Genomic DNA, 12710 nt, shown 5'->3' with positions numbered 1-12710 from the left:
GCCAAACCCAAACATGCGTCTGCCGTATTTTATCGCTGTTTCCCTGATCTTTCTCGTATCAGCAGGCCTGTCGCTTCTGGCAGCCAGCTATGCCGTTACCGAGATCGAAGAATCATCAGAACTGGCTGTACGGCGCTCGCTGGACCTAAAAGGACATGATTGGGCCGAGGTCGAGGCCGATGGTTTGCGGGTGGTCCTGACTGGTACAGCGCCAGATGAGGCGACCCGCTTTAACGCTCTGACCGCCGCGGGAACCGAAGTTGATACATCTCGCGTAATCGATGAAATGGAGGTTATCGCAACTTCTGCCCTCGCAGCACCGCGCTTTTCGGTAGAAATCCTGCGCAATGACAGTGGAATCTCGGTGATTGGTCTGATCCCGGCCAGTGAGAACAGGGACAAGCTGATCCAACGGCTGGGCAATCTGGACAGATCCGTTGCCGTGTCGGACCTGATGGAAACAGCGGATTATCCAAAGCCCAAAGGATGGGATGCCGCAATTTCTTACGCGTTAGAGGCCCTAACCCACCTGCCCCGCGCCAAAATTTCCGCCAACCCGGATTTGGTCAGGATCACGGCAATTGCCAACAGTCAGCAAGAAAAACAAAAACTGGAACGCGACCTGACCCGTACGGCACCGCCCAGCCTGCGGGTTGGGCTGGCAATTTCAGCACCTCGCCCGGTCGTCACGCCTTTTACTTTGCGTTACCTGATCGACGAAGGAGGTGGGCATTTTGACGCCTGTTCCGCCCAGGATGAGAAGGCACGTGACCGTATCGTGGCCGCCGCGAAAAACGCGGGGTTGACGGGGTCTTATTCCTGCACCGTCGCCTTGGGCGAACCATCGCCACGCTGGCCAGAAGCAGCCGAGAAAAGCATTCAGGCGCTGTTCAGGATCGGCCAGGGTTCGGTCACCATTTCCGACGCAGACATTACCCTGATTGCTGCCGAGGGTACCGATCCTACGGTGTTCGACCGGGTTGTGGGCGAGCTTGAAACCGAGCTGCCTGCGGTTTTCGCACTGCACGCCGTTTTGCCAGAGCCTGAAACAACGAACGCAAACGGCCCGGTCGAGTTCTCGGCCACCCGCAGCCCTGAAGGGCTGGTGCAATTGCGCGGACGGCTGGGTGATGAAACTCTGCGCGACATGGTCGACAGCTACGCGCGCGCGGCCTTTGGGTCCGATCAGGTGTATACCGCCACCCGCATCGTTTCGGATCTTCCGGCGGACTGGCCAGTACGTGTTTTGGCCGGTCTGGAGGCTTTGGGTCAGCTCCACAACGGCGTATTGACCGTTACACCCGATACGGTCGAACTGATCGGCCTCAGCCACGAAGAAGACGCCAAGGCTCGCATCGCAGGTCAACTATCCGACAAGCTGGGCGAGGGGCAGGAATACACCTTGACCATAACGTATCAGCCCCCACCGGAACCCGAGGACGCCCTGCCCGACCCGGAAGTCTGCGAGGCCCAGATCGCCGAAATTCAGGCCACCGGTAAGATCGCCTTTGAGCCCGGATCGGCCACGATTGCATCAGACTCGCGCGATGTGGTGAACCAGATTGCGGATATCCTGCGCGACTGCGGTCCGATCCGTATGGAGATTCAGGGCCACACAGACAGTCAGGGCCGGGAAGAGATGAACCAACAACTCAGCCAGGCGCGGGCACAATCCATTCTGAACGAATTGCGCGGGCGGCGCATTCCTACCAGCAGCTACACCGCTGTGGGATATGGGGAAACGCAACCCATCGCTGACAACGACACCGAAGAGGGCCGGGAAGAAAACCGCCGGATCGAGTTCCGTCTGATCCGCCCTGAGCCTGTTGCAAGTACCAAAACAGGGCTTGAAGCGCTTGAGACCGAGGCTGCGACATCCGCAGAGGACCAAACCGACACGACCGCACCTGATGCGGATGCAGGGGACCAGTAAGTTGAACAGAACAGAATTCGTCATTGTCACTGCCATTATCCTGTTCGCGGCCTTCTGCATGGGCTGGTTTGCCAACTGGCTGGCGCACCGCCTGTCCCGCGTAAGTCAAAGCGATGTCGCTGATCTGGACCGGATGAGTCAGGAGTTGCACGAGGCCGAGGAAACCCGCGATCAGGCCATCACCTATTTGCAGCAACGTGAGGCCGAATTGACGAACCAGCTAACCCAGACAGAGGCCGAGCTGGCAGCCGCAATGGATGGCCTGCGGGCCGCGCGTCAGGAGGCCGAAGAACTGCGCGGACGGATCAACAACGCGGATTAAGCGCACGACCTTGCGCCGTCGCCGAAGTTTGCAAGAATAAACGGTCGCTAAGTACTACCACCGGGTCAGCGCGTCTTCGTCTTCGTCTTTGGCTGCGACCCATTCCGCACCAGAGTGGGTGATTTCCTTCTTCCAGAAGGGTGCGCGAGACTTCAGATAATCCATCAAGTATTCCGCTGCCTCAAACGCATCTTTACGATGCGGCGCAGCGGTGGCCACCATCATGATCCTGTCCCCCGGGGCCAGTCGGCCATGACGGTGAATCACCAGGACGTCACCCAATGACCACCGCTCCTTGGCTTCCCGGGCAATCTTGGTCAGGGCCCGTTCCGTCATACCCGGATAGTATTCAATCTCCATCACGTCCAGATCACCGCTTGCCAAGTCGCGCACAACGCCAGTGAAGGTGACAATGGCTCCGTTGGCATCATCCCCGGCGGCAAAAGCATTGGCCTCGGCCCCCAGATCGAATGCTTCCTGCTGAACAGCGATCCGCATGGGTCAGCCGCCTGTCATTGGTGGAAAAAATGCCACTTCCCGAACGCCCGACAGCGAGGCGTCGAAATCCGACAACTCCTGATCCAGTGCAACGCGCAGGGCGGACAAATCGGCAAATGCCGCGGCATAGCGATCTTCCCGCGCGCTCAACTCGGCCACCAGGTCATTGACTGTGACTGCCTGCGTCTCGACCTTTTCCTTTGGCAAGCCGATACGCTCGCGAACCCATGCAAAATACAGCACATCCATCCCTTAGATCTCCTTCAGATGTGGCATGGCTTTACGTAGGTAATCATAGCCGGTGATCAATGTCAGCGTCGCCGCAATCCACAGCAACCACAGCCCGATCTGGCCCGCCCAAAACATGCCATGGATGTTCCAGCGCAGGTGGTTCACATCTTCAACCTGGCCCGCGATGACCTGTTCTACCAGCGCAGCGTCCATGCCGAAACTCGCCATCACGGCATAGTGTTCAAAGATACCCTGCGAGAACAGCACGGCAATGGCGATCATCTGCGCTGTTGTTTTCCACTTAGCCAGCTTTGTAACCTTCAGCGTCCCCGCAACATCGCCCAGATATTCGCGCAGGCCCGAGACAAAAACCTCGCGGAACAAGATTACGGTGGCGGGTAGCACGAGCCATGGCGTCCAGTGTTCGGTCGAATAGCCAACCAGAATCATCAGCGCGATCACCACCATTGCCTTGTCGGCAATCGGGTCCAGCATCGCACCCATCTTGGTTTCCTGTTTCCACGCGCGGGCCAGATAGCCATCGAACCAATCGGTGATCGCCGCAGACAGGAACAGGATCAAAGCGAACCAGTCCGCATAGGGCCGGGTGAAGTACAAAAACATAACGGCCAGACCGGGCGCAGCCAGCAGGCGTAGAACCGTCAGGAAATTGGGCAAATTCCACTTCATGGCTCGGACCCTATATCGCCGGTTCAAGACAGAAAAGACAAACTGGTAAAAAACTACGTCACTCACAACAGCTTGGTCAAAGCGCCGCAGGTCCGACGCTTTGGACCTTGTGCACTTGGCGTTTCACGTCTTTGCGGTCAGATTGCCCGTCGACTGCAAAGCGGAACGTACAGGATGACAGCGCATATTCAAACCGACGCCCGGTCGAACATGGTCGGCAGCCTGTGGATGGTGGCCGCAATGGCGGGCTTTGCGCTGGAGGATGCGTTGCTGAAAGCAGCTTCGACCGCGCTTCCGATCTGGCAGGTAATGGTGCTGTTCGGGACGGGCGGGTCCGTTATCTTTGCCGCGCTGGCGTCAGCTCGTGGAAAACGCCTGATGCACCCAGACGTTCTTTCCCGCCCGATGAAAGTTCGGGTGCTGTTCGAAGTCTTTGGTCGGCTGTTCTATGTGCTCGCCATCGCATTGACGCCCTTGTCCTCGGCCACGGTGATCCTGCAAGCGACGCCGTTAGTTGTGGTCGCAGGCGCGGCGTTGTTCTTTGGTGAAACGGTTGGTTGGCGGCGATGGAGCGCAATTTTTGTCGGTATGATCGGCGTCGTCATTATTCTGCAACCCACTGGAGACAGTTTTTCGCTGCTGTCGATACTGGCCGTGCTGGGTATGTTAGGGTTCGCAGGGCGTGATCTGGCCAGCCGCGCGGCCCCTGCCACGCTAGGAACCGAAGTTTTGGGGTTTTATGGTTTCCTCAGCATTATCGTCGCGGGCCTTGCCTATCGGATGTGGGAAGGCGCGCCCTTGGCATCGGTTGGCCTGCACACCAGCCTGCATCTGACGGGCGCGGTTCTGATGGGCGTCATGGCCTATGCCTCGCTCATGAACGCAATGCGCACGGGAGAAGTGTCTGCCGTGACCCCGTTCCGCTATACCCGACTGCTGTTCGGTACCGGGTTGGGTATCGCCCTGTTCGGCGAAAGCCTGAACCGTACCATGTGGGTCGGCAGCGCGCTTATTGTAGCCTCGGGCCTCTATATCCTGTGGCGGGGGCGACAAGTCTAACCCTTGTCGTGGAAGAAATCATAGACTTTCTGAGCCAACCCGGCCGAGATCCCCTCGACCGCTTTCAGGTCCGCCAGATTGGCCCGGCTTACCGCTTTGGCGCTGCCGAAGTGAGTCAGCAAGGCGCGCTTGCGTGCTGCCCCGACACCTGGGATTTCGTCCAGCGGCGTGGCACCAACGGCCTTGGTGCGTTTCGCACGGTGGGTGCCAATGGCAAAACGGTGCGCCTCGTCCCTTAGCCGTTGAATAAAGTACAAGACGGGATCGTTGCGTTTCAGCGCAAAGGGGCGCTGACCGATCCGGTGAAACTCTTCCTTGCCGTGGTCACGGTCGACCCCTTTGGCAACACCGACCATCGGAATGTCTTCGACCCCGTGAGCCTGCATGATCTCGTGCACAGCGCTGACCTGCCCGGCACCGCCATCGATCAGCAGCAGGTCGGGCCAAAGCCCCTTATCCCGATCCGGGTCTTCTTTTTGCAGGCGGGTGAAGCGACGGTTCAGAACCTCTTTCATCATGCCGAAATCGTCACCCGGGGTCAGGTCATCGCCACGAATGTTGAACTTGCGATAGGCGTTCTTCATGAACCCGTCGGGCCCTGCCACGATCATGCCGCCAACAGCGTTGGTACCCTGAATGTGAGAGTTGTCGTAGACCTCGATCCGACCGGGCGGGCCGTCCAGATCAAATGCTTCGGCCACACCGCGCAACAACTTGGCCTGTGTCGCGCTTTCCGACATGCGCCGGGCCAGAGACTCTCGCGCATTGCGCAATGCACCTGCAACCAGTTCCTGTTTTTCCCCGCGCTGCGGCACGAGAAGCTCGATCTTACGACCGGCTTTTTCCGTCAAAGCTTCCTGCATCAAATCGGCGTTTTCGATCCCGTCCGACAAAATCAACTGCCGTGGTGGTTCCTTGTTGTCGTAGAACTGGCCAAGGAAAGCTTCCATCACCTCGGCCGGAGATACATCTGGTCCTACACGCGGGTAAAAATCCTTGTTGCCCCAGTTCTGGTTGGCACGGATGAAGAATACCTGAACACAGGCTTGCCCGCTGTCCATATAAAGGCCGATCACATCTGCTTCGGTCACACCACGAGGGTTGATGCCTTGTACGGTCTGTACCTGCGTCAGCGCCCGGATACGGTCGCGCAGACCGGCGGCGCGTTCGAACTCCATAGCCTCGGACGCCGCCATCATCTGTTCAGCCAGTTCCTCCTGCACCTTGGTCGAGCGCCCCGACAGGAAACGTTCTGCATCCTTGACGCTTTCACTGTAATCCTGCTCCGAAATCAAACCGACACACGGCCCGGAACACCGTTTGATCTGATAAAGCAGACAGGGCCGCGTGCGGCTGTCGAACATGGAATCCGAACAGTTACGCAGCAGGAATGCTTTTTGCAGCTGGTTCAATGTGCGGTTTACAGCACCCGCGCTGGCAAATGGTCCGAAATAGGCGCCTTTTTCCTTCTTCGCCCCGCGGTGTTTCTTGATCTGCGGAAAGTCATGATCCTTGGCGACCAGGATGTTGGGAAAGCTTTTGTCGTCCCGCAGCAGCACATTGTATTTCGGTTTAAGCTGCTTGATCAGGTTCTGCTCCAGCAGCAGCGCCTCGGTTTCCGTTCTTGTGGTCAGAAACATCATCGAAGCGGTCGAGGAAATCATCTTCTCGATCCGGCCTGAGTGACCCGGCCTTGTATAGTTCGACACCCGCGCCTTCAGGTTTCGCGCCTTGCCCACGTATAAAACCCGACTGTCGGCATCCAGCATCCGGTACACCCCGGGTGAGCTGTCCAGCGTCTTTGCATAACGCTGAATGCAGGCATAACCGGTCAGGGACGATTCACTGTGGGTAGTCATGGGATTCCGATATGATTCTCTTTTACTGGCTGCAATCTTGCGGGCTTCAGATCAAGAGAAAACAAATCCACGATTCCTGTGGATAAGTGTGAAGATAAGTTTTCACAGCCTTAGAATTTCCCTTGTTTCATTACCACTTCATTAACATGCACAAAAAATAGGCACATTATCAAGATGCTGATTTTTAACGATATTTTTTCACACATTTAGCAAGTGTATGAAAAAAAAGACATTTTTGTAACACGCAGGTAACACAAACGTGCGCGGTGCAAAACTTGCAGCGATATTGCTTATTCAACTCCCAGAACGTCCGGTGTTTTCCACCCCAGGTGCTGACCGCCATCCACGCATATCAGTTGCCCCGTTACTGCGTGTGCATCCAGAAAATATCCCAAAGCGGCGGTGATATCCGACGGATTTGACCCGCGTTCCAGAACAGTATTCGTTCGTTGCGCCTGGAAATGCTCAGCGCTTTGACGATGCCCCTGTACCGTTGGTCCGGGTCCGATGGCATTGACCCGGATTGCAGGGGACAGCGCCTGTGCCGAGGTACGGGTCAGCGTCCATAGCCCCATTTTGGCGATGGTGTAAGACATGAACTCGGGTGTCAGCTTGCGTACACGCATGTCCACCATGTTGATGATCAGACCGGTCGCCAGGGGTTCGCCATTTTCGTCTGTGTCCGGGGCCAGCCCCTGCCCGGCCATGGCTTGGGTCAAAACGAACGGTGCGCGCAGATTGCTGTCGAGATGGCGGTCCCAGCTTTGACGGGTCGCGGTGTGAACACTGTCATATTCAAAGATTGAGGCGTTGTTCACCAGACAGGTGATCGGCCCGCCCAGAGCCTCGGCTGCTTTGGGCAGCAGGTCCTGCACCTGTGCCTCGTCGAGCAGATCAGCCTGCAAGGCCACCGACCGTCGGCCCAATGCCTGAACCTCCGCCACAGTCTCGTGCGCGGGGCGTTCTGAGGACGCATAGTGAACGGCGACATCATATCCGCGTCCGGCCAGATAAAGCGCCATGGCCCGGCCAATGCGAATACCGGCACCGGTCACCAAAGCTCGGGTCATGCTTCACCTCGTTTTGTCAGATCACACCAGCAATACAGTGGTATAAAGCGCATAAAGGAAGGTCAGTACCAGACCCCAAACGCGAGAGATATCCTGCTTGAAAAGAACAAAGGGAACCAGAAGCAGCGAAGCGCTCAGCATGACCCAAAGGTCAAAATACAGGAAACCGGGATCAACCGGGATACGCCCGAACCAGGTTGCGATCCCGATAATGGCCAGCAGATTGAACATGTTCGAGCCGATCACGTTGCCTAGGGCCACATCGGCCTGCCGGCGCAACGCGGCCATGACGGTTGTTGCCAGTTCGGGTAAAGACGTTCCGACCGCAATCAGGGTCAGACCGATAACCGTCTCACTGACACCATAGGTTCGGGCGATGACCGTCGCATTTTCCACCAGCAGGTGCGCCCCCATTGGAAGGCCGACAAGGCCTAGGATCAGGTAAACCGATACCTTCCAGTAAGGCATGTCAGGATCGGCTTCTTCCAGGCCTTCAAGGTCGTCGTCATCGGCACAGGCTTCCCCACAGGCCTTGCGGTGCGCCTTTGCTTCACGAAAGGCATTCATCAGAACCAGGCCCAAAGCCGCCAGCAGGATCAGGCCGCTGACGACGGTGAATGTTCCACAAAACGCCAACCCTATGAACAAGGCCGTCGCCATCAGCATGAAGGCATAGTTCCTACGGCTGTCGCACTCGCTGGTGTGGATCGTTGCCAGCATCGCTGGAAGGCCAAGAACCAACAGGATGTTGGCCGTGTTTGATCCGACAACATTACCCAGCGCGATACCCGGTGCGTGTTCCTTGACGGCGCTGATAGCAATCAGCAACTCGGGCGCGGACGTGCCGAAGGCCACAATCGTAAGGCTGACGATCAGAGCCGGGACACCTAAACGCAGGCTCAGGTTCACTGCGCCACGCACCAAGGCATCGCCTGCCAGCAACAGGATCAACAAGCCAAGACCAGACAGCAGCCACGTGGTGATCAAGCCCGGCCTCCTTTTTCACAGGTACAGGGGCCCTTTCCGATGCGATACCGACCGCATCGCGGACATTTTGCCGAGCTCAGCTTTTTCTGCCCGGGAAACCGCAACTTGCCGAACATTGCCAATACGCCCATAGCGATCAGAAAAAGAGTGACAGCCTTTACGATCACGTCACAAACCGAAACGCGCGTAAGCTGCCCGCTCCTCTAATCCTGCAATAGCGTCCTGCGCCAGGCTGGTCCCAAACCGGGTCCAGATCGGTTTTTTCACGCCATAGCGGCGGAATTTGACCTTGTCACCGAAACGGTCCTGCATCTTTGGCTTCAGATGGGCGATGCCGTCGATCAGCCCCAGTTCCTGCGCGCGACGCGCCAGCCAGACCTCGCCCGTGAACAGATCAGTTTCCTGATTCAGCTTGTCCCCGCGCCGATCTTTGACATGCGCAATGAAATTCTCGTGGATATCACCCAACAACCCTTGCAGGCGGGCTACATCCTCTTTCTTTTCTGGTGAAAACGGGTCGAGCATGGACTTCGATTTCCCAGCGGTATGGACCCGCCGCTCAAATCCCTGCCGCGCCAGAAAGACATGCGCGCCAAACCCAGCCGAGATCACACCGATCGATCCCAGTACGGAACTGTCATCGGCCCAGATCTCATCCGCTGCGGCGGCCAGCCAATACCCACCGGATGCAGCGACGTCTTCGACAAAAGCGATGACCGGCACGTCCAGTTCTTCGGACAAACGCCGAATGCGCGCACCGATCATTGAACTTTGGACAGGGGATCCGCCCGGTGAATTGATCTCAAGCGCCACGGCCGCAGGTTTTCCCTTGCGAAAGGCTTTCTCAAGAACCGGCGCCAGCGTGGCGTCATTCAAGGACCCGCGCCCGGCCATTCCAATGGCGCCGGACAGGCGGACGATGGCCACACAGGGATGTTTTTTGACGAACGGCAGGCTGAGCTTCATGGGTGCCGATGTAGAGTGCCGCCATCCCGTAAACAAGGGACTCTTCGAACCTTGAACGCGACGTGAACCAGATTCACACACTCGATGGGCAAAAATGCAACGCACCGGTGCGGGTTAGCTGCGAATGCGCCAGCCGGTTTTGAAGATCCAGCCAATGACCGCCAGACACACCCCGGTAAAGGCTATGATGGCCAGCAAACTCAGGGCAATGGGCACATCCGCAAGCCCGAAAAACGACCAGCGAAACCCCGAAATCAGATAGACGACCGGATTGAACAACGTGATCGTCTGCCACAGAGGCGGCAGCATCGAGATTGAATAAAACGTACCGCCAAGGAAGATAAGTGGCGTGACCACAAGCTGCGGCACCAATGACATCTGTTCAAAATTACTGGCCCATATCCCGATGATGAACCCCAGCAATGAGAAGCTGAGACATGACAGGATCAAGAACGCCGCCATGGCAAAGGGGTGTTCGATCCGTATGTCGACGAAGAAGGTCGACGTGGCCAGAATGACCAACCCCACAAACAGCGCTTTGGTGGCCGCCGCACCGACATACCCAATCACGATTTCTATAAAATTCACCGGTGCCGACAACAGCTCGTAGATGGTGCCCAGAAACTTGGGAAAATAAATTCCGAAAGACGCGTTCGAGATCGACAGCATCACTACAGACAGCATGATCAAGCCCGGCACGATGAACGCGCCGTAGGATACGCCCTCGACCTCCTGAATTCGACTGCCGATGGCGGTGCCAAACACCACGAAATACAGCGAAGTGGAAAGAACCGGCGACAGGAAGCTTTGCGCCAGGGTGCGAAAGAAGCGGGCCATTTCGAACCGGTAGATTGCAGCAATTGCGGTCCAGTTCATGCCGCCTCTCCGGATACCAAATTGACAAATATCTCTTCCAGGCTCGATTGCCGTGTCTGCACATCGCGCAATACCAGCCCGGCCTGCGACACGTCATTCAACAGGGTCGTTATCCCCGTGCGATCCGCATGGGTATCGTAGGTATAGATCAGGCTATCCCCGGCGCCATTGAGGGTCAGATTGTGGTTGGCCAAATCATCGGGAATCTTGGCGATTGGCTCGGTCAGCATGACGACAATCTGCTTTTTGCCCATCTGCGCCATAAGCGTGTCTTTGTCCTGCACCAAAAGCAATTCACCCTTGTCAATGACGCCGACGCGATCCGCGATGGCTTCGGCCTCTTCGATATAGTGGGTGGTCAGAATTATGGTGACACCGTCCCGTTTCAGCTCGGCCACGATTTCCCACATATCCTTGCGCAGCTCGACATCCACACCTGCCGTCGGTTCATCCAGAAACAAAACACGTGGTTCATGCGCCAGAGCCTTGGCGATCAGCACGCGGCGTTTCATGCCGCCCGACAGCTCCTTGATGGGGTTCTTGCGCTTGTCCCATAGCGAAAGCTTGCGCAGAATGTCCTCGATCCGGGCGTTGTCTTTGCCCAGCCCAAACAACCCGCGTGACAACCGAACCGTGTTCCAGACCTTTTCAAACGGTTCCAGCGCGATCTCTTGCGGGACAAGCCCGATCATCCTGCGCGCTGCGCGATAATCCGACTGAATGTCGTGCCCGCCGACTGAAACCGCACCGGATGTTGGCGTGGTTATTCCGCAGATCGTCGAGATCAGAGTGGTTTTCCCCGCCCCATTCGGCCCCAGAAGCGCAAGAATTTCGCCTTCTTCAATGTCCAGAGACACACCTTTCAGCGCCTCGAACCCATCGGCGTAAGATTTGCGCAGATCTCTGATGGATAAAATGGTCGTCATATCCGCTCCCCGTTCTGGCACAGACCCTATCGCCCCGAACACAGGGATAACAGGCCCATTCCGTACCATGTGATGAACAACTGCCAAAAGGAAGACCGTCCTCGTCGGCAATCATCCGGCTTGCAATCCCGACACCAGCCAGCAAACTCTGCCGGGAACGGAGGGCCCTGATGCTGAACGGAATACGTGTTGTCGAACTCGAAGGTCTGGGCCCCGGCCCGTTTGGTGCCATGTTACTGGCAGATCTGGGCGCTGACGTGATAACAATCCACCGCAAAGGGGGCGCCGCAACACCGGGTATGCCGGAACGTTCCCTGCTGGACCGCGGCAAAAGATCCATCGCACTTGATCTGAAGGACGCCAATGATCTGGATACCGCGCTTCGCCTGATCGACACAGCCGATGCGCTGATCGAAGGATTCCGCCCCGGTGTGATGGAAAAACTGGGGCTCGGCCCGGATGTCTGCCTGACCCGCAATCCAAAACTGGTCTACGGGCGCATGACGGGCTGGGGGCAGGATAGCCCGCTGGCCGACACGGCGGGGCATGACCTGAATTACATCGCCCTGTCCGGTGCGCTCTGGTATGCTTCGCATCCCGGCCATGCACCGCAGACCCCGCCAACGTTGGTAGGTGATATCGGCGGTGGGGCCATGTATCTTGTGGCGGGCATTCTGGCCGGGCTGATCAATGCACAGCGCACTGGCGCAGGTACTGTCGTTGATGCGGCAATCTATGACGGCTCAGCCCATATGATGAACCTGCTTATGACAATGCGCCAAACCGGCAACCTGTCTGAAACCCGGGGTCAAAGCCTGTTGGACGGTCCCCACTGGAGCAGCACCTACGCCTGCGCCTGCGGCGGCTTTATTTCCGTGCAATGCCTCGAACCAAAATTCTACATGCAATTTCTGAACTTACTGGGCCTCACAAACGATACCGAGTTTCAGCGGCAATACGACCGTGATCTGTGGCCTTCGCTTTCACGCCGTCTGACCGACATCTTCGCCAGTCAACCTCGCGATCATTGGGAGGCCCTGTTTCGCGGAACAGATGCCTGCGTTGCTCCTGTTCTCAGCCCGGACGAAGCTCGCTCACACCCGATGAACCGCCATCGCAACAGCTGGCAGGATTTTGACGGTGCATTTCAGGCCGCCGCCGCCCCACGGTTTTCAGGCCATGACTGGACCCCGAAACCCAGCCCCAAGCGCGGCGAGCATACTAAAGAGATCCTCGCAGAGCTGGACGGCCTGCGCTGATCCGCACTTCATCTGGCCCAAAATATCCCGGGGG

General features: G+C 57.4%; 13 protein-coding genes. 4 read left to right on the top strand and 9 right to left on the bottom strand.

Annotated features, from left to right (window positions below; all coding sequences use genetic code 11):
• The first annotated feature begins 13 nt into the window (after window positions 1-13).
• Together ACR3FC_RS11410 and ACR3FC_RS11405 are read left to right on the top strand one after the other, a co-directional pair.
• Window positions 14-1933: an OmpA family protein gene (locus ACR3FC_RS11410; RefSeq protein WP_480474925.1), complete on the top strand. Its 1920-nt coding sequence runs from the start codon at window positions 14-16 to the stop codon at window positions 1931-1933.
• Between the two features lies 1 nt (window position 1934).
• A complete protein-coding gene (locus tag ACR3FC_RS11405) occupies window positions 1935-2255 on the top strand; it encodes a hypothetical protein (RefSeq protein WP_267365430.1) in 321 nt (106 codons plus the stop codon).
• A gap of 54 nt (window positions 2256-2309) precedes the next feature.
• Here ACR3FC_RS11405 and ACR3FC_RS11400 read toward each other — a convergent pair whose 3' ends face one another.
• The 3 genes from ACR3FC_RS11400 to pgsA are packed head-to-tail and all read right to left on the bottom strand — an operon-like array spanning window position 2310 to window position 3674.
• Window positions 2310-2753 (bottom strand): molybdenum cofactor biosynthesis protein MoaE, encoded by a 444-nt coding sequence (locus tag ACR3FC_RS11400; protein WP_480474924.1) that lies wholly within the window; start codon window positions 2751-2753, stop codon window positions 2310-2312.
• A 3-nt stretch (window positions 2754-2756) separates the two neighbouring features.
• A complete protein-coding gene (gene moaD, locus ACR3FC_RS11395) occupies window positions 2757-3002 on the bottom strand; it encodes a molybdopterin converting factor subunit 1 (protein WP_480474923.1) in 246 nt (81 codons plus the stop codon).
• A gap of 3 nt (window positions 3003-3005) precedes the next feature.
• Entirely contained in the window at window positions 3006-3674 is a 669-nt protein-coding gene (gene pgsA / locus ACR3FC_RS11390) for a CDP-diacylglycerol--glycerol-3-phosphate 3-phosphatidyltransferase (RefSeq protein WP_480474922.1), read from the bottom strand.
• A gap of 174 nt (window positions 3675-3848) precedes the next feature.
• Here pgsA and ACR3FC_RS11385 point away from each other — a divergent pair, with 174 nt between their 5' ends.
• Window positions 3849-4733 (top strand): DMT family transporter, encoded by an 885-nt coding sequence (locus tag ACR3FC_RS11385; protein ID WP_480474921.1) that lies wholly within the window; start codon window positions 3849-3851, stop codon window positions 4731-4733.
• Here the strand turns inward: ACR3FC_RS11385 and uvrC are convergent.
• From uvrC to ACR3FC_RS11355, 6 genes are all read right to left on the bottom strand, one after another.
• Entirely contained in the window at window positions 4730-6592 is a 1863-nt protein-coding gene (gene uvrC, locus ACR3FC_RS11380; protein WP_480474920.1) for an excinuclease ABC subunit UvrC, read from the bottom strand. The two genes, ACR3FC_RS11385 and uvrC, sit on opposite strands and share 4 nt — an antisense overlap.
• Window positions 6593-6882: 290 nt before the next feature.
• Entirely contained in the window at window positions 6883-7662 is a 780-nt protein-coding gene (locus ACR3FC_RS11375; protein WP_480474919.1) for an SDR family oxidoreductase, read from the bottom strand.
• Window positions 7663-7683: 21 nt separating this feature from the next.
• Window positions 7684-8646 carry a calcium/sodium antiporter gene (locus ACR3FC_RS11370; protein ID WP_480476888.1) on the bottom strand — a complete coding sequence of 321 codons (963 nt, stop codon included), beginning with the start codon at window positions 8644-8646 and terminating at the stop codon, window positions 7684-7686.
• A 171-nt stretch (window positions 8647-8817) separates the two neighbouring features.
• Entirely contained in the window at window positions 8818-9615 is a 798-nt protein-coding gene (locus ACR3FC_RS11365; protein WP_480474918.1) for a S49 family peptidase, read from the bottom strand.
• A 114-nt stretch (window positions 9616-9729) separates the two neighbouring features.
• Window positions 9730-10491 carry an ABC transporter permease gene (locus tag ACR3FC_RS11360; protein WP_209598717.1) on the bottom strand — a complete coding sequence of 254 codons (762 nt, stop codon included), beginning with the start codon at window positions 10489-10491 and terminating at the stop codon, window positions 9730-9732.
• Window positions 10488-11417 carry an ABC transporter ATP-binding protein gene (locus ACR3FC_RS11355; protein ID WP_480474917.1) on the bottom strand — a complete coding sequence of 310 codons (930 nt, stop codon included), beginning with the start codon at window positions 11415-11417 and terminating at the stop codon, window positions 10488-10490. The genes ACR3FC_RS11360 and ACR3FC_RS11355 overlap by 4 nt, the downstream gene beginning before the upstream one ends.
• A gap of 170 nt (window positions 11418-11587) precedes the next feature.
• Between ACR3FC_RS11355 and ACR3FC_RS11350 the strand changes: the two genes are divergently transcribed.
• Window positions 11588-12676 (top strand): CaiB/BaiF CoA transferase family protein, encoded by a 1089-nt coding sequence (locus ACR3FC_RS11350; protein WP_480474916.1) that lies wholly within the window; start codon window positions 11588-11590, stop codon window positions 12674-12676.
• Window positions 12677-12710 lie beyond the last annotated feature (34 nt).

The sequence above is a fragment of the Ruegeria sp. AF3 genome (genome assembly GCF_056536285.1).
The sequence above is the reverse complement of the archived record's forward strand: the minus strand, read 5'-3'. Positions and strand labels throughout refer to the sequence as shown.